At 37.7% G+C, this 17420-nt stretch carries 15 protein-coding genes; 8 read left to right on the plus strand and 7 right to left on the minus strand.

Annotated features, from left to right (window positions below):
- Positions 1–22: 22 nt before the first annotated feature.
- Complete coding sequence (locus tag R2Q70_RS17155; RefSeq protein WP_316808773.1) at positions 23–1909, plus strand: OmpA family protein; 1887 nt, start codon at positions 23–25, stop codon at positions 1907–1909.
- 253 nt (positions 1910–2162) lie between these two features.
- On the opposite strand, the gene R2Q70_RS17160 is transcribed toward R2Q70_RS17155, so the two are convergent.
- The 3 genes from R2Q70_RS17160 to recQ all read right to left on the minus strand — a co-directional run bounded on the left by R2Q70_RS17160 (position 2163) and on the right by recQ (position 5993).
- A complete protein-coding gene (locus R2Q70_RS17160; protein ID WP_316808774.1) occupies positions 2163–2879 on the minus strand; it encodes a DUF2071 domain-containing protein in 717 nt (238 codons plus the stop codon).
- Between the two features lies 1 nt (position 2880).
- On the minus strand, positions 2881–3693 hold the full coding sequence (gene kdsA / locus R2Q70_RS17165; RefSeq protein ID WP_316808775.1) for a 3-deoxy-8-phosphooctulonate synthase: 813 nt from the start codon (positions 3691–3693) through the stop codon (positions 2881–2883).
- Positions 3694–3803: 110 nt separating this feature from the next.
- Positions 3804–5993: a DNA helicase RecQ gene (recQ, locus tag R2Q70_RS17170; protein ID WP_316808878.1), complete on the minus strand. Its 2190-nt coding sequence runs from the start codon at positions 5991–5993 to the stop codon at positions 3804–3806.
- A 91-nt stretch (positions 5994–6084) separates the two neighbouring features.
- Between recQ and R2Q70_RS17175 the strand changes: the two genes are divergently transcribed.
- On the plus strand, positions 6085–7053 hold the full coding sequence (locus tag R2Q70_RS17175; RefSeq protein WP_316808776.1) for a KpsF/GutQ family sugar-phosphate isomerase: 969 nt from the start codon (positions 6085–6087) through the stop codon (positions 7051–7053).
- A gap of 14 nt (positions 7054–7067) precedes the next feature.
- Positions 7068–8159 (plus strand): mannose-1-phosphate guanylyltransferase, encoded by a 1092-nt coding sequence (locus tag R2Q70_RS17180; protein WP_316808777.1) that lies wholly within the window; start codon positions 7068–7070, stop codon positions 8157–8159.
- Here R2Q70_RS17180 and R2Q70_RS17185 read toward each other — a convergent pair.
- Both R2Q70_RS17185 and rlmB read right to left on the minus strand, forming a co-directional pair.
- A complete protein-coding gene (locus tag R2Q70_RS17185; protein WP_316808778.1) occupies positions 8156–8905 on the minus strand; it encodes a DUF5995 family protein in 750 nt (249 codons plus the stop codon). The genes R2Q70_RS17180 and R2Q70_RS17185 overlap by 4 nt on opposite strands.
- Positions 8906–8968: 63 nt before the next feature.
- Positions 8969–9742 carry a 23S rRNA (guanosine(2251)-2'-O)-methyltransferase RlmB gene (gene rlmB / locus R2Q70_RS17190; protein ID WP_316808779.1) on the minus strand — a complete coding sequence of 258 codons (774 nt, stop codon included), beginning with the start codon at positions 9740–9742 and terminating at the stop codon, positions 8969–8971.
- Between the two features lie 266 nt (positions 9743–10008).
- Here rlmB and dnaB point away from each other — a divergent pair, with 266 nt between their 5' ends.
- Complete coding sequence (dnaB, locus tag R2Q70_RS17195) at positions 10009–11574, plus strand: replicative DNA helicase (RefSeq protein WP_316808780.1); 1566 nt, start codon at positions 10009–10011, stop codon at positions 11572–11574.
- A 68-nt stretch (positions 11575–11642) separates the two neighbouring features.
- On the opposite strand, the gene chrA is transcribed toward dnaB, so the two are convergent.
- Both chrA and R2Q70_RS17205 read right to left on the minus strand, forming a co-directional pair.
- Positions 11643–12860, minus strand: a complete 1218-nt coding sequence (gene chrA / locus R2Q70_RS17200; RefSeq protein ID WP_316808781.1) for a chromate efflux transporter — start codon at positions 12858–12860, stop codon at positions 11643–11645.
- 50 nt (positions 12861–12910) lie between these two features.
- Positions 12911–13246, minus strand: a complete 336-nt coding sequence (locus R2Q70_RS17205; protein ID WP_316808782.1) for a tetratricopeptide repeat protein — start codon at positions 13244–13246, stop codon at positions 12911–12913.
- Positions 13247–13377: 131 nt separating this feature from the next.
- Between R2Q70_RS17205 and R2Q70_RS17210 the strand changes: the two genes are divergently transcribed.
- The 4 genes from R2Q70_RS17210 to R2Q70_RS17225 all read left to right on the plus strand — a co-directional run bounded on the left by R2Q70_RS17210 (position 13378) and on the right by R2Q70_RS17225 (position 17413).
- The gene (locus R2Q70_RS17210) at positions 13378–14115 is read left to right on the plus strand and encodes an electron transfer flavoprotein subunit beta/FixA family protein (protein WP_316808783.1); all 738 of its coding nucleotides are present in this window, start codon (positions 13378–13380) and stop codon (positions 14113–14115) included.
- 83 nt (positions 14116–14198) lie between these two features.
- Positions 14199–15167, plus strand: coding sequence for an electron transfer flavoprotein subunit alpha/FixB family protein (locus R2Q70_RS17215; protein WP_316808784.1), 969 nt, complete (start codon positions 14199–14201; stop codon positions 15165–15167).
- Between the two features lie 68 nt (positions 15168–15235).
- A complete protein-coding gene (locus R2Q70_RS17220; RefSeq protein ID WP_029204471.1) occupies positions 15236–15850 on the plus strand; it encodes a bifunctional nuclease family protein in 615 nt (204 codons plus the stop codon).
- Between the two features lie 177 nt (positions 15851–16027).
- Positions 16028–17413, plus strand: coding sequence for a nucleoside permease (locus tag R2Q70_RS17225; RefSeq protein WP_316808879.1), 1386 nt, complete (start codon positions 16028–16030; stop codon positions 17411–17413).
- Positions 17414–17420: the final 7 nt, after the last annotated feature.

The following is a 17420-nucleotide window of genomic DNA, read 5'->3' on the forward strand; positions in this document are numbered from 1 at the left end:
TTAGTAACCAAATGTTAATGTAATGAAATACTGGTTTCTTTTATTCCTAAGCATATCCATTACTTTCTGCTTTGCGCAAAGTTCTTCAAATAGGAAAGCGCAGGCATTTTTCGAAAAAGCAGGGCCATATATTGATAAACAAGATTACAATTCGGCTGAACAAGTTTTAAAAACTGCCGTGGAAGCGGATCCCTTATTTCAGAATGCGTACATTCTTCTTGCCGGAGTGTATAAAATTCAGAAAAAATACATGGATGCTAAGTCAGCTTACCAGAAAGCGCTTTTAATTAATAGAAATGTATCTCCGGAAGTGAGTTTTGGTTTAGCAGAGGTTGAGTTTGCTACGCAAGAATATGATAAAGCCAAACAGCATTTTAACGAATTTCTGGCGTTAGATAGTTCTTCAGAAAGAGCAAAAAAAGCAAAAAAATATCTGTTGGACTGTGATTTCGCACGAGTAGCCATAGCGAAACCTGTAAAATATAGTCCGGTTAACCTTGGAAATGGCGTAAATACAACCGATTCCGAATATTTTCCGGCACTCACCGCTGATGGTGAAACCCTGATTTTTACACGACAGGTAAATGGAAATGAAGATTTCTGGACCTCACAGTTTAAAAATAATGCATGGGGTTTGGCGAAACCATTATCAACAAAAATCAATACCAGCCGATACAACGAAGGCGCACAAACCATATCTCCTGATGGAAAATATTTGTTTTTTACAGGATGTAATCGCCCAGATGGATTAGGAAGATGTGATATTTATGTTTCTCATCGTGAAGGAAATGATTGGGGAGAACCTTATAATATTGGTAAACCAGTAAATTCTGAGTACTGGGAATCTCAACCAGCGATTAGTCCTGATGCAAGGACATTGTATTTTATCAGTAATCGACCAGGTGGTTCTGGTGGTTACGACATTTGGAAAAGTACCATCACTGATGATGCCAAATGGGGTCCAGCAATCAACCTCGGCCCTGAAGTGAACACACCTTTCGATGAAAACACACCGTTTCTTCATGCCGATGGAAAAACACTTTATTTCTCATCAGATGGATGGCCTGGATTTGGAAATAAGGATATTTATTACAGCCGAATGAATGATGATGGCAAATTTCAAAAGCCAATCAATCTCGGTTATCCGATTAACTCTTTTGAAGATGAAAGTGGCTTAATTGTTAGTGCTGATGGGAATTCTGGTATGTTTTCATCTAATCTTAAGGATGGATTTGGTGCTCAGGACATTTACAGTTTTGGAATTCCTGAAAATGCTAAGCCACTAAAAGTTTCTTATGTAAAAGGAATTGTAAGAGATAAAGACAGCAAGAAAACCATTGAAAGCAATGTACAGGTGATCGATTTAAAAACCAACAAAACGGTTTTTGACGATTATACCGACCCCGAAACCGGTCAGTTTTTAGCAGTTATGCCTATTGGAAGCGATTATTTGTTTAACGTTAGTGCTGAAGGTTATCTGTTTTATTCGGAAAACTTTGAGTTAAAAGCAGGCGACATTAATAAGCCTTATCAAATTGAGGTTTTCATTGAAAAAATTAAGCAAGGTGGAAACGTTACGCTGAGAAATATTTTCTTCGATACAAATAAATTTAACCTGCTGCCCGCATCAATAAGGGAATTGAATCTTTTAATCGACTTCCTAAATGAAAATGAAAGTGTTAATATTGAAATTCAAGGTCATACCGACAATGTAGGCGATGCTAAACTAAATGAAAAACTATCTTTTAACAGGGCAAATGCGGTGTATGAATATTTATTGAAGAATAGTATCGATGCCAAAAGATTAACCTTCAAAGGTTTTGGAGCAAATAAACCCATCGCTGATAATAAGACGGAGATAGGAAGGAAAAATAATCGCAGAACTTCGTTTGTGATTACTAAAATTTAAGTTCTTATTAATAGAGTTGTCATTCTGAACGCAGTGAAAAATCTGTAAGCGATGAAAAACTATATTGAATGAGTAATTTGTAGATTTTAGCAAACGGTAATTACACTGTCCGTAACATGTTTGCAGAATCGATTTTTACGAGCTAAGCAATCTTATTAGAGATGTTTTTAATTAAGGAGATGAGATCGCTTCGTGCGCCGCAATGGCGACCGCTCTAAAGGCATCACTCACATTAACTTTGTGAAGCAAATCCCTAAAACTTCTTTCCTTTTAAAACTCGTATTTCAGAACCTTCAGCAAGCATCACAGAATCTGGCTTGGCATTGTTTAAAAATGCAAAATCACTACCATAGTTGATTCCAAAATCAACTTCAATTTTGTAATCTTTAACTGGGTAAGCCTCCCAACGCGGGTGTTCTACGCCGTACTCTGAAGTTTTATTAGGGCCGATTTTGGTATAACCCCAATAATGTTCGGTAATAAATTCCTCTTCGCTGCCAACTGCTATTTCTGCAGCTTTTGCAGATGTCGTAACCGAAAATTTATTCCAGTTTTTATTTTTCCAAAGGTAATCTACCTCAAGCTGGTGCTCCTGCTCTATCCAAACATGTTTCATTGGTAATGTTTGGTAGTTTTCTTTATAAATCGTATTTGCCACAAAAGTGATTGCCGGTAAGGGTACAATCTCTTTCACGAAAACCACACCACGTTTCCATTCGTTTCCGTCCTTATATTTGACATAGAACCTTAAATTTACTTCTTCGAAATTTGTATGGAAAGGAATATTAAAACCTCTAAGCTTCACATCAATAAACATAAATCCTACGAGGCTCACATAATATTTACCTTGCCAATCATCCAATTCAGTATGAGGAGGTAGATATTTCAACAGTATTTCTTTATCAACTGCATATTGGGCTAAAGCCAGTTTTCGCCATTCGGCGGTGAGGAATACTTTTGAATTTTCCAAGTTACAAAATTGCTTGTCTGATGCGGATTAATTTCGTTAAGGTTTCTTCTAATAAATCTAAATGCAACATGTTAGCCCCATCAGATTTAGCATTTGCCGGGTCGGGATGTGTTTCGATGAATAATCCATCGGCACCAACAGCAATTGCCGCTTTTGCAATCGTTGAGATTAATTCTGGTTTACCACCAGTTACACCACTACTTTGATTGGGTTGCTGCAATGAATGTGTGCAATCCATCACTACCGGAACGCCAAAACTCTGCATTTCAGGTAAACCGCGATAATCGACAATTAAATCCTGATAGCCGAAAGTATTTCCTCTATCTGTTAAAATTACTTTATCGTTTCCAGCTTCTTTAATTTTCTCAACAGCAAATTTCATTGAACCTGCAGATAAAAACTGACCTTTTTTTACATTAACAACCTTACCTGTTTCTGCAGCGGCGACTAATAAATCTGTCTGGCGACAAAGAAAAGCAGGAATCTGCAACACATCCACATAAGCAGCAGCCATTGCTGCTTCGCCACTTTCATGTATATCCGTTACGGTTGGCACACCAAATTCACGCCCAACACGCTCTAAAACACGTAATGCTTTTTCATCGCCTATTCCTGTAAACGAACTTCCTTTACTTCTATTCGCCTTGCGGTAAGAACCTTTAAAAATATATGGAATTTGAAGTTTATCTGTAATTGTGATAATCTTTTCTGCAATACGCATGGCGATATCTTCGCCTTCTATTGCACATGGACCAGCCATTAAAAAGAAATTTCCAGATTCGGTATTTTTTATATTGTTTAAATAGTTAAGCATGTAAATGGGTTATGTAAAATGGAAGATGGAACATGTATGATGGAAAATGGTGGATGGCAAACGCGAATGAACAACATCATCCATTTCACAGCTGCCATCATCCATCAAAGCTAGTTTCCTAGTTCCGACATGAATTTAATTCGCATCAATTGAATTTCTTCGCGGGTGTAATCTGTTTCACCAAGTTCGTTAAGTGCTTCATCAATCGAATCGCTTTCTGCAGCTCTGAAGTAATCAAAAACCTCATCCTGTCTGTCATCATCAATTACTTCATCGATGAAATAGTTTAAATTAAGCTTGGTGCCTGAGTTTACAATTGATTCCACTTCTTTCAGAATTTCCTCATAAGTGATGCCTTTTGAATCAGCGATATCTTCTAAACCAATCTGCCTATCAATATTTTGAATGATAGAAACTTTCATTTGCGATTTATTGGCCTGAGTTTTAATAATCAAGTCAATTGGGCGCTCGATGTCGTTATCCTCAACATATTTTTTAATCAGCTCGATAAATGGTGTTCCGAATTTCATCGCTTTACCCGAACCTACACCTGAAATCTGACGAAGTTCTTCAGTTGTAATTGGATAATGTGTGCACATTTCTTCCAAAGACGGATCCTGAAAAACTACAAATGGAGGAACGCTTTTTTGCTTGGCAATTTTCTTACGTAAATCTTTAAGCAACTGAAGGAGATGTGTATCCAAAGCACCTGTCCCTTGTTTAACATCGTCTTCATCATCCACAACGCCAGTTTCAATCAATTCATTTAAAACAAATTTTAAACTGTAAGGATTAATAATAAAATCTCTGCCCTGTTTGGTTAGTTTTAATAAACCATAATTATCAATATCCTTGAAAAGGTAATTATTCAAAACCGCCTGGCGGATCACTGATTTCCAAAGTAATTCCCCATCCTGCTTGCCAATCCCAAATTCAGGCACCTTGCTATGCTCGTAAGCAATAGTTTGAGCAGTTTCCAAACCTAGAAAAACGTTTAACAAATGGGTATCATCAAACTTTTCACCTGTTTTTTCGATAAACTTTAATAAGGTTGATAACTGTTCTTCAGCATCAAACTGTTTTTTAGGCTTTTTGCAATTATCGCACATGCAATTGCAGCCCGTTTCATTAAAGTTTTCGCCGAAGTAATGTAGAATCTGCTTACGGCGACAAACACCGGACTCAGCATAATCGATTACCTCTTTTAATATCTGTGTGCCGATTTCGCGTTCAGAAACCGGTTTATCTTTCATAAACTTAGCAAGCTTATCTACATCTTTCTGAGCGTAAAAAGCTATACAAACCCCTTCTCCACCATCACGACCGGCTCTGCCAGTTTCCTGATAATAGCCTTCCATACTTTTAGGCACATCATGGTGAATTACAAAACGAACATCGGGTTTATCAATACCCATACCGAAAGCGATTGTGGCTACAATTACCTCAGCATCTTCCATCAGGAATTTATCTTGCGTTTCTGCTCTAACTTTTGGTTCTAACCCGGCATGATAAGGCAAAGCACTAATTCCATTTAAATTCAGCGCTTCGGCAACTTCCTCAACTTTTTTCCGGCTTAGGCAATAAATAATTCCTGATTTGCCTGGGTTAGACTTAATGTATTTTATAATTTCCTTCGTAATGTCCCTTTTGGGGCGGATTTCATAAAATAAGTTTGGTCTGTTAAATGATGATTTAAAAAGTGTTGCCTCAGTCATCCCAAGATTTTTCATAATATCTTGTTGTACTTTGGGCGTTGCGGTAGCGGTAAGTGCTATAATAGGAATGTTATTACCTAAACCAGCAATAACCTGTTTAATTTTTCGGTATTCTGGTCTGAAATCATGCCCCCATTCAGAAATACAATGCGCTTCATCTACAGCAACGAAAGAAATCTTAATCAGATTTAAAAATTCGATATTGTCTTGCTTGGCTAAAGATTCTGGAGCAACGTATAATAATTTTGTCTGCCCGCTTAACAGGTCAGATTTTACCTGAGTAATTTCAGATTTGTTTAGGGACGAATTAAGAAAATGCGCAATACTATCATTTCCACCAAATGCTCTTAACTGGTCTACCTGATTTTTCATTAACGCAATTAACGGAGAAATCACAATAGCAGTTCCTTCACTCATTAAAGCAGGTAATTGATAGCAAATAGACTTCCCTCCGCCCGTTGGCATAATCACAAAAGTGTTATTGCCTTCTAAAATATTTGTAATGATCGACTCCTGATCACCTTTGAAATTATCAAACCCGAAAAAATTTTGCAGATTATCAAATAACGACTTTTTCACGTCCATTTTGTGTAATAAAATATGCGATGCTATTTTTGTATCCAAAATAACATAATTTTACAAGAATTTCAAGTATCAACAAACAATTATTTTCTCTTTGAAAAGTAAAAAATATATTATCCAATCGGCTATAAGCACGTTAGAGCTTGAAGCAGCAGCAATATTAAATGTTGCAAAAAACATAAACGATGATTTTGAAAAAGTGGTATCTGCCATTCTTCAATGTGATGGTAGGGTGATTGTAACCGGTATTGGAAAAAGCGCCATTATCGCTCAGAAGATAGTAGCTACTTTTAATTCAACAGGTACTCCGGCAATATTTATGCATGCTGCAGATGCCATTCACGGCGATTTGGGCATGATACAGCGTAACGATGTGATTATCTGCTTATCAAAAAGTGGAAACACGCCTGAAATAAAAGTATTGGTACCCTTATTAAAATCGGCAGGCAACAAACTGGTAGGCATGGTTGGGGAACTGGAGTCTTTTCTTGCGGAACAAGCCGACTTAGTACTAAATACATCTTTCGAAAAAGAAGCATGCCCGCATAATTTAGCTCCGACTACGAGTACGACAGCACAACTGGCACTAGGAGATGCCTTGGCGATTTGTTTACTGGAATGCAGAGAATTTAATGAAGCTGATTTTGCGAAATATCATCCTGGCGGATCATTGGGTAAAAAGCTATACCTCAGGGCACAAGACCTTGCGCTCTCGAATGAAAAACCATCTATAAGTCCTTCGGCAGCGGTAAAAGATGTATTAATTGAAATCAGTAAAAACCGTTTGGGGGCTGTCGCTGTTGTAGATGAGTTGGATCAGGTTGTAGGAGTAATTACCGACGGAGACATCAGGCGGATGCTTGAAAATAACATGACCATTGCAGGATTAAAGGCTGAAGACATTATGGGTAAAAAACCAAAGAGTATCCAAGCCGACGCTCTTGCCGTAGAAGCACTACACATAATTAAGGAAAATAACATTACACAGTTGTTAGTTCTAAAACAAAACACTTACTTTGGAATTATCCATTTGCATGATCTTTTAAATGAAGGTATCGTGTAATTTTAAAACATAAAATGAATAAAGATTATTACGCACTGATCATGGCTGGAGGGGTCGGAAGTCGCTTTTGGCCAGTTAGCAGAACTGAATACCCTAAACAATTTATCGATTTTTTTGGGGTAGGTAAAACTTTAATTCAAAGTACTTACGAAAGATTTTTAAAAATCTGTTTACCAGAAAATATTTTTATTGTTACGAACGAGATTTATTCTGATCTGGTTAAGGAGCAATTACCTGATCTGTCTGATAATCAAATATTAGCTGAACCTCTACTTAGGAATACTGCTCCATGCGTGGCCTATGGGAGTTTAAAAATTTATGAGCTTAATCCTGCCGCTACAATTGTTGTGGCGCCGTCTGATCATACTATTGCTAATGTTGATGGCTTTATAGAATCGATAAGTCAATCTTTAAATGCAGCCTCTAAAAATGATTGCCTGATTACGCTCGGTATAAAACCGAACAGGCCTGATACCGGATATGGCTATATCCAACATACCGAATATGTTTTAAACACTGATACTGATTTACATAAGGTTAAAACCTTCACGGAAAAACCTAATCTTGAGTTAGCAAAGTCTTTTATTCAAAGTGGAGATTTTCTCTGGAATGCAGGTATTTTTATCTGGTCAGCGAAATCGATCCTGAAAGCCTTTGAAAGACATTTGCCAGACATGTATGAAATTTTCAACTTAGGTAGATCAGAGATGAATACCGATCGTGAAAAGAATTTCATCAATAATGCCTATTTGCAATGTACGAACATTTCTATCGATTTTGGTATCATGGAGAAAGCAGATAATGTATACGTTTTACCTGCTGATTTTGGGTGGTCTGACTTAGGTACCTGGGCGTCCATATATGAGATGGCAGAAAAAGATTATGTTGGAAACGCCGTTATCCCTTCGGAGCAAGTGATTATGTTTGACTCATCTAATTGCATGGTGAACGTACCTAAAGATAAACTGGTTATCCTCCAGGGTTTGCACGATTACATCGTGGTGGAAAATAATAATATGCTTATGATTTGCCCGAGAAATGAAGAGCAGAAAGTAAAAGAATTTGTAGCCGAAGTAAAATCTAGATTTGGCAATAAATTTATCTAATCACTTAAAAATTTAATAATTACGCCAACATCTTTTGGTTCAAAAGCCCTAACTGCTCTTAAAATCATACTTTGAGAAAAGTTAGGGTTGATAATATTCCTGGCCACAACATCAATTTTCCTATCTAAGTTGACGATGTATCCATCGTACATAGTTGGCAGTACTGCAGAAAGTGCCTGCGCATTAGCCCAGGCCGTATTTCTGGCTGCAGTAATGCTAAAGTTAATTACCGATTCTTTACTATTGTTATCTACATATTTCAGCAGTTTCATTGGAGCACATATCTCTTCCAGATCTTGCTGTACAATATTGATTAGGCTACCAATGATATTATTAATCAAGTCGAAATCTTTTTTAATCAGCTGTATATCAATACCCCTGGCAGTTTCTGCTGCTGCAATTCCCAAATCAAGGTTGATGTGAGCGTTCATGCCCATGAGCAAATGTTGAATTACAGTGTATGGTTGGCCTGTTGCAGTGAAAGCAGATTTCCAGGATGCTGTTAATGGAGTATTTTTAGTGTGAGAGAAATAAGCATTGATGTAACGATTTGCGAAAATTACATCCAGCTGCTCCATTCTTGGCCCGTCAAAGAATAATCCGTTGTTAATCCCATTTTGCACTGCAATAGTCATCTTTCGATATAAACATGCAAAGTAACCTGCACGGGATTTTTTCGCCAGGCTGATGTCGATAATTTCATCCAGACATGAAATAACTTCAATAATGTTTTTTGCAGGGAGCATTTAGGTTTGATTTCTAAATAAAAATACACAATAATATTTTCAATTCAGAAATCAAACTAAGATTTAAACAGCAGTAGTCCGTTGTCTTACAGCTTCGTACAAAATTACACCAGCAGAAACAGATACGTTTAAAGATTCGATTTTTCCTGCCATCGGTATCTTGGCCAAGTGATCAGCTACCCTTAAAAGATCGTTTGATATACCTTCATCTTCCGAACCCATAATAATTGCTGTTGGCATGGTATAATCGGGGGCATAGATTAGGTCGCTGGTTTTTTCAGTACAAGCTACAATCTGCAAGCCACTATCTTGCAGGAACAAACAGGTTTTGTGGAGGTTCGCGTGCCTGCAAATAGGAATGTTAAATAAAGCTCCTGCAGATGTCTTAATTGCATCAGCATTTATTTGAGCCGCATTCTTTAGTGGAACAACAATCGCATGAACACCAACACATGCAGCCGTACGGGCAATAGCCCCCATGTTTCGAACATCAGTTACGCTATCTAACACCAATATCAAGGGCACCTCTCCTTTTTCAAAAACCGCAGGAACGATATCTTCTATATTCTGGTAAGTAATTGGAGAGATTACCGCAATTACACCCTGATGGTTTTTTTGCGACATTCTGTTCAGTTTTTCTATTGGAACAGAATTTAAAGGAATCAAAGTATCTTTCAAAAGCGCCTTCAACTCCAGAAATAACTCACCACCCAAACCGCGTTGTTGATAAATGGTTTCAATATCTCTTCCAGCTTTAACAGCTTCAATTACTGCTCTAATGCCGAAAACGAATTCATTATTTTCCTTTACCCGCTGAGGTCTTCTAAAATTATCCATGGTTTGAAATTGTTTGCAAAAGTAATTGTTTTGACGGGAATTCTGTTGCAATTGGGAAATTGATTAATTGAATGGGGAATACTAAATAGGGAAAAGAACTTATTTCGTATTCCCAACCCCTATTCCCTTTTTAACATTTAATTGTTTAAAGATTTTATAATTTCCGAAAAACCGAAAAAAAATTAATCTGATTAAACTTCAATTTGTTAACAAACAGCTAGTAACTTGTTAAAACAATCGCGTCAAAATTTAACTACTTTTGTACCATGAGTATGGATAACGAACAAGGCGGAAAAAACAGTTTAACAGCGAGGAAAGCAAGGCTCAGCAATACGGTAAGTACAATGGGTAAATTGCCGCCACAGGCGTTAGATTTAGAAGAAGCGGTTTTAGGAGCCTTAATGCTAGAAAAAGATGCATTATCAGCAGTAATCGACATTTTAAAACCCGAAGTTTTTTATCAGGAGGCCCATCAAAAGATCTTCGAAGCCATTCACATGTTGTTTGAAAAATCGAAGCCTGTTGATATTTTAACCGTTACTGCAGAGCTTCGCCAGATGGGTGCACTTGAGATGGTGGGTGGTGCATATTACATAACCAACCTAACCAATCGCGTAGCATCGGCAGCTAACATTGAGTTTCATGCCCGTATCATTTCTCAGAAATACATTCAAAGAGAATTAATTAGAATTTCTACTGATATCATTACTACCGCTTATGAGGATACAGCGGATATTTTTGATTTATTGGATCATGCAGAGAAGGGATTATTTGATATTGCCCAGAATAATTTACGTAGAGATACGCAAAAGATGGACGATATCATTAAACAATCTTTAGCAACATTAGAAGAGCTTAGAACTAAGACAGATGGGTTGACAGGGGTTCCTACCGGCTTTACCGGTTTAGATAGAATTACCGGAGGATGGCAAAAACAAGATCTTGTAATTATTGCTGCCCGTCCGGCGATGGGAAAAACAGCCTTCGTACTTACCTGCGCCCGAAATGCAACTGTTGATTTTCAAAAACCTACGGTAGTTTTCTCATTAGAGATGTCATCCGTTCAGTTAGTGAATCGTTTAATATCCGGCGAAGCCGAAATTGAACAGGAAAAAATTAGAAAAGGTAATTTACAAGAATGGGAATGGCAGCAATTACATAGTAAAATTGGCCGCTTAACTGAAGCGCCTTTGTTAATAGATGATACGCCTGCCCTCAATATTTTCGAGTTTAGAGCAAAGTGCAGAAGACTAAAATCTCAGTACGATATTCAACTTGTTATTGTCGATTATTTACAGTTAATGCATGGTAAAGGCGAAGGTGGAAAAGGTGGCGGTAACCGTGAGCAGGAAATTGGTAGTATCTCGAGGGCATTAAAATCTGTAGCTAAAGAACTGGATGTGCCTGTATTGGCGCTATCACAGTTGAGTCGTGCGGTGGAGAGCAGACCTGGTTTACAAGGTAAAAGACCAATGCTTTCCGATTTACGTGAATCGGGATCTATAGAGCAAGATGCGGATATGGTATTATTCCTTTATCGACCTGAATATTACGGAATCACAGAAGACGAGCAAGGAAGATCACAAGCTGGTATTGGCGAGGTAATTATTGCCAAACACCGTAACGGTGAAACGGGTATTGTACCATTACGTTTCGTTGGTAAGTTTGTAAAGTTTACAGATCTGGAAGAAGATTTTACTGCGCCAACATCATTTGCAGCAGCAGATCCTTCAGCAGGAATGTATCCATCGCAAGATTTTGAAAAACAAAGTAACGTGATTATCCGTCCTTCAAAAATGGACGATTACAGTGATGATGATCCACCGTTTTAATTAAAATATACTTCAAAAAGGGAAACGAACAGCTTCCCTTTTTTTGTGGGTTAAAATCTGAAAATCCGTTAAAACAAATAGCCTATTAAAATACCTGCAAGTACGATAACCGGTGGACTAATCTTTGTAAAATTTAGCAGTAAAAAAGTTGCGATCATTATCCCGATAAACACCAGATTGAAACCCATCGGAATCAGTAAGAGAATAAAAGCGGCTATAATGAATCCAACGCTTACGGCATTTATACCCGAAAGACTATAGCGGATCCTAGAGATTTTTTTCAAGTCATCCCAAAAAGGAACAATAAACAATACCAAAATTAATCCTGGTAAATTAATGCCAATTACCCCAATTAAACCGCCAAGTATTTGTCCCCACATGCCATAACCGAAATTTCTCATGCTTAAAGCACCCAAATAGCTGGTAAAGGAAAAGGTTGGTCCGGGAAGTGCTTGCTGAAGTGCAAAACCCGATAAAAATCCTGACGAAGGTAAGTAGTGCTTCATTTCGACAAACTCCGTAAACATCAGCGGAACCAGCACCTGACCGCCACCGAAAACTAGGATACCGTTACGGTAAAAATTCTCCAGCAAACGAATTGGCAAACTAAATGGAGAAGTTCGGTTAATAATGGCACCAACCAAAGCAAAAAGAAGTAAGGCACCTATAAAATATATTAATTTCTTCGGGTTTAGATTTGAAAATAAACGCACCCTTAATTCGGTTTCTTCACTTGGTGTTTCAATTGCTGATGAGATAATTCCACCAACCAGTATTGCCAAAGGAAATACATAGGCATTTCTGAGTACGAAAGTTGCTACTACTGATCCAATAGCCAGAAATATAGATACTTGCGATGACAACACTTTCTTGCCTAGTTTCCATGCACCATAGGCTACAATACCTAAGGCAATGGGTTGAATATATTCCAGGATATCATTAAACTTCTGCTTTTGATCCAGAAGTGCATAGCTGATCGCGGCAAAAGTCATTATTGCGGCAGTCGGTAAAATCCAGATCAGAAAGGTGATGATAGCCAGTTTCAACTTTCCTACCTTCCAGGCTATACCAACTAGCGTTTGTGTAGATGCTGGGCCGGGTAAAACCTGAGCAAGCGCATTAAGTTCCAACAATTCTTCTTCCGAAATAAATTTGGTGCTTTGCACAAAGTATTTCAACAATAAAGCCAGATGCGCCTGCGCACCTCCAAACGAAGTGAAGGTAAAAAATACAACGTTTCTGATAAATAGCCACTGCTTTTTAGCAGAGATGGGTTTAGCCTGCATTAAATTGGATGATTGCTGAAAGATTATCTATTTGTAGATGATGATGAAGTTTAATCGTCCTCATAATCTAAACCTGCCGCAGTGTTGTATGCCCCTTGAAGTTCAGAAAAAGCATGCATATCACGTTTGTTTCGGGCTACAATCATTCCTTTCTGATAAATTTCAATAGCCTTATCTTTTTGATTGTCTTTTTCTAACAGTTTGCCCAAATGATAATAAGTACCAACATAATCCGGATGTTTATCGGTTAACTGAAGGTAAAAAGAATATGCTTTTTCCTTATCATTTTGAGTGTTATACTCTGTGGCTAAGGCATATAGTATAAATGGATCATTCGGATCATTTTCTAAAAAATCCAATAACTTTGCTAAACGGCTTGATGACATTTTATTTCCTTGCTTTTTTAATTAAATTTGCAGAAAGACCTTATATAAATAATACAATTAATATGATAAATCGGTAGCTTTTTTATTAAGCCCTGAGCATTTCATATTCACTAAAAAACCACTATTAACATATGAAAATATTAGTTTGTATCAGTAACGTGCCCGACACGACGACAAAAATAACTTTTACTAATGATAATACCGAATTCAATACTGCGGGTGTACAATATATTGTTAATCCGTATGATGAAATTGCATTATCTCGAGCAATTGAACTAACTGAAGGTGGGAAGGGAACTGTAACCGTAATCAATGTTGGAGAAGCTGCCAACGATCCGACCATTAGAAAAGCATTAGCGATAGGTGCAGATGAGGCCGTTCGTGTAAATGCAGCGCCTCGCGACGCTTACTTCGTTGCGAAACAGATTGCAGAATATGCAAAAGAAAAAGATTTCGATTTGATTTTAACCGGACGCGAATCAATTGATTATAACGGAAATCAGGTTGCTGCAATGGTTGGCGAATTTTTAGATATCCCTTCTATCTCGATTATTAAAAAATTAGATGTTGATGGAAATACGGCAACGGTAGAGAGAGAAATTGAAGGTGGCAAGGAAGTAGTAACGGTTACTGGAAAATTTGTAGCAAGCTGCGCAGAAGGTGTTGCTGAGCCTAAAATTCCTAATATGCGTGGTATCATGAGTGCCCGTACAAAACCTTTAACAGTTGTAGATGCTGTAGCGCTTGAAGAAGTAACTAAAATTACCAAATACGAAACCCCTGCCCCACGCGGAACAGTGAAGTTAATTCCGGCAGATCAAACCGAATCTTTAATTGGCTTACTTCACAGCGAAGCTAAAGTTATATAAACCAATAAATTCCCTGAAAGGGATTTGAACTTAAGTAATTAAATCGTTTACATGATCCTTTTTTAGGATAAAGAAATAAATATATGTCTGTACTAGTATTTGTAGAACAAGCTGAAGGTAAGTTTAAGAAATCTGTTTTTGAGGCTGTTTCCTATGCAAAAGCAATTGCTGATCAACAATCAACTAACTTAACTGCCATTTCTATCGGTGATGTTGCTGAAACCGAATTGAAAGAATTAGGTAAATATGGAGCCTCTAAAGTTTTAAACGTGAGTGCCGAGCAGCTAAAAACCTTCGTTAACCAAGCTTATGCAAGTGTAATTGCTGCAGCTTCTGAGAAAGAAACGGCTGATATTGTGGTATTATCAAACTCTTTTTCTGGTAAAGGCCTAGCTCCTCGTATTGCAGTAAAACTTAAAGCAGGTTTGGCTGATGGTGCGGTTGAGCTTCCAAGTAATGATAGCAAATTTTCAGTAAAAAAGACCGCCTTTTCAGGGAAAGCATTTGCTGTTACCGAGTTAACCTCGGCAAATAAAGTAATTGCACTGAACCCAAATGCTTTTGGTGTTAAAGAAAATGCCGTAGAAATTGCTATTGAAAACTTTTCTGCTGACATTAAACAATCAGACTTAGGAACTGTTATCAAAGACATTGTTCGGGCAACTGATAAAGTGTCGTTACCAGATGCAGAATTAGTAGTATCTGCCGGCAGAGGTTTGAAAGGACCAGAAAATTGGGGAATGATTGAAGAGTTGGCTGGATTATTGGGCGCTGCGACTGCATGCTCAAAGCCAGTTTCTGATGCAGATTGGAGACCGCATTCTGAACACGTCGGTCAAACAGGTATCGCAATTAGCCCCAATCTTTATATTGCAATCGGTATTTCTGGTGCAATTCAACACTTAGCAGGCGTAAGCTCATCAAAAGTGATTGTAGTAATCAACAAAGATCCGGAAGCGCCGTTCTTTAAAGTTGCCGACTACGGAATTGTTGGCGATGCTTTTGAAGTAGTACCTAAATTAATTGAAGCTTTAAAAGCACACAAAGTATAATCATGTCAACCTGAGCCTGCCGAAATAATAGTAAGTTGTTTGGCAAGCTCAACATGACATCTGGAAATATGAAGAAAGTAAAATTAGATATTGTAGGTTTATCTTACAGCCAGACACAATCTGGTGCCTATGCCCTTGTTTTAGGAGAAGTGAACGGTCGCCGAAGATTGCCGATTATCATTGGAGCATTCGAAGCCCAGGCCATTGCCATCGAAATCGAGAAGATGACGCCAAGCAGGCCACTCACGCATGATTTGTTTAAGTCAATGGCAGATACCTTTCATATCAACATTCAGGAAATTATCATTTATAATTTAGTGGATGGCGTGTTTTATGCCAAGTTGATTTGTAGCGATGGTAAAAATACGCATGAAATTGATGCCAGAACATCTGATGCAATTGCACTTGCTGTGCGCTTTAACGCATTAATTTACACCTATGAATTTATTCTGGCTTCAGCCGGAATTGTAATAGAAGGAAACGATTTTCTTTTCCTGGAAAATATGGATTCCATCGCTAAAGAACCCGATGCAGATATTACACCGACTTCATCGAAACAGCAAGGTTTCGGAGATTTAACGCTCGAAGAATTGCAGCAAAAACTTCAGGAAGCCATTGCAGAAGAAGCTTATGAAAAAGCAGCAAGATTGAGAGATGAATTAAATAAAAGAGGAACATCTTAGTATCACTATCTTTCAAAAGAAGTGATATTAGCAATTTCACTAACGAATTTCAATATTACTGCCAGAATTTTCAAATGAACCCAAATTGTGTAAAATAATTTGGGTTCGTTTTTGAATTATGTTTTAAAATAGTTCTATATTCAGCCTTTACTTTCAAAAATCAAACGAACAAATATGATGAACGTTAAGTTTCGCTTAACCTTGATGAGCTTTATGCAGTTTTTTGTGTGGGGCGCCTGGCTTATCACTATTGCAAATTACTGGTTTGGCACAAAACAATGGGATGGTACGCAGTTCGGAGCCATTTTTGCCACAATGGGTTTTGCATCGCTATTTATGCCGACACTAACTGGTATCATTGCAGATAAATGGGTAAATGCAGAGGTACTTTATGGCATACTTCATATTTTATATGCGGCTGTATTGTTTTATCTTCCACAAGTAGAAAGCCCAAATGCATTTTTCTGGACAATTTTGGCGGCAATGTGCTTCTACATGCCAACAATATCTCTTAGCAATTCCATTTCATACACCACCTTAAAATCAGGAAATTTAGATGTTGTGAAAGATTTCCCACCTATCCGTGTATGGGGAACTGTTGGTTTTATTGCAGCCATGTGGATCACCAACTTAACCGGAAATAAAGCAAGCGCTTATCAGTTTTATATTGCTGGAACCGGAGCCTTATTGTTAGGAGTTTACGCGTTTACCTTGCCAAAATGTAAACCAAGTAGATTAATATCAGAAAAAGCTTCCTTAATGCAAACCTTAGGTCTTGAAGCTTTCAAATTATTTGCCAACTACAAAATGGCTTTATTCTTTATCTTCTCCATGTTTTTGGGTGGTGCGCTACAACTAACAAATGCTTACGGCGACGTGTTCTTGGACGAATTTAAGAACTTTCCAAAATATGCTGATTCTTTTGTGGTGAAGTATTCAACCATCATCATGTCGATTTCGCAAGTATCAGAAACCCTTTTCATTTTAGCTATTCCTTTCTTTTTAAAACGTTACGGTATTAAGAAGGTAATGATTATTGCAATGCTTGCATGGGTTTTTCGTTTCGGCTTATTTGCATATGGTAACCCGGCAGGTAACCTCTGGATGATCATCCTATCTTGTGTGGTTTATGGTATGGCTTTCGATTTCTTTAATATCTCAGGATCACTGTTTGTTGAAACCTCTACAACAGCAAAAACGCGTTCATCGGCACAGGGAATGTTTATGATGATGACCAATGGATTTGGTGCCGTGTTCGGCAGTTTGGTTTCTGGCTGGATGATTGACAAATATTTCACCAAATCTTTCAATAACATTCAGGCAACTTCCGATTTTGTAGGATCGGAAACAACCAATAGCCATTTACTTAATTTTGTTAAAACTCAAGGCGTTTCTATTCTGGAGAATGGATCATTCGACAAAACCATCCATATGAAAGATTGGCACAGCATCTGGTTATCATTTACCATTTATGCGCTGGTGATTACCGTTTTATTTGCTATTTTATTTAAGCACAAACATACTAAAGCCGAAGAAAAGGCTATTGATGCCATTACTCATTAACAATCTC

It is taken from the genome of Pedobacter agri (assembly GCF_032678665.1).
GTDB lineage: Bacteria > Bacteroidota > Bacteroidia > Sphingobacteriales > Sphingobacteriaceae > Pedobacter > Pedobacter agri_A.

What these genes read in the sequence shown, in the direction of transcription:
- R2Q70_RS17215 (WP_316808784.1), top strand. Translation starts at nt 14,199, where the DNA reads ATGTCTGTACTAGTATTTGTAGAACAAGCTGAAGGTAAGTTTAAGAAA.
- R2Q70_RS17225 (WP_316808879.1), top strand. Translation starts at nt 16,028, where the DNA reads ATGAACGTTAAGTTTCGCTTAACCTTGATGAGCTTTATGCAGTTTTTT.
- R2Q70_RS17220 (WP_029204471.1), top strand. Translation starts at nt 15,236, where the DNA reads ATGAAGAAAGTAAAATTAGATATTGTAGGTTTATCTTACAGCCAGACA.
- dnaB (WP_316808780.1), top strand. Translation starts at nt 10,009, where the DNA reads ATGAGTATGGATAACGAACAAGGCGGAAAAAACAGTTTAACAGCGAGG.
- rlmB (WP_316808779.1), bottom strand. Translation starts at nt 9,742, where the DNA reads ATGGATAATTTTAGAAGACCTCAGCGGGTAAAGGAAAATAATGAATTC.
- R2Q70_RS17155 (WP_316808773.1), top strand. Translation starts at nt 23, where the DNA reads ATGAAATACTGGTTTCTTTTATTCCTAAGCATATCCATTACTTTCTGC.
- kdsA (WP_316808775.1), bottom strand. Translation starts at nt 3,693, where the DNA reads ATGCTTAACTATTTAAACAATATAAAAAATACCGAATCTGGAAATTTC.
- R2Q70_RS17205 (WP_316808782.1), bottom strand. Translation starts at nt 13,246, where the DNA reads ATGTCATCAAGCCGTTTAGCAAAGTTATTGGATTTTTTAGAAAATGAT.
- R2Q70_RS17210 (WP_316808783.1), top strand. Translation starts at nt 13,378, where the DNA reads ATGAAAATATTAGTTTGTATCAGTAACGTGCCCGACACGACGACAAAA.
- R2Q70_RS17180 (WP_316808777.1), top strand. Translation starts at nt 7,068, where the DNA reads ATGAATAAAGATTATTACGCACTGATCATGGCTGGAGGGGTCGGAAGT.
- recQ (WP_316808878.1), bottom strand. Translation starts at nt 5,993, where the DNA reads ATGGACGTGAAAAAGTCGTTATTTGATAATCTGCAAAATTTTTTCGGG.
- chrA (WP_316808781.1), bottom strand. Translation starts at nt 12,860, where the DNA reads ATGCAGGCTAAACCCATCTCTGCTAAAAAGCAGTGGCTATTTATCAGA.
- R2Q70_RS17185 (WP_316808778.1), bottom strand. Translation starts at nt 8,905, where the DNA reads ATGCTCCCTGCAAAAAACATTATTGAAGTTATTTCATGTCTGGATGAA.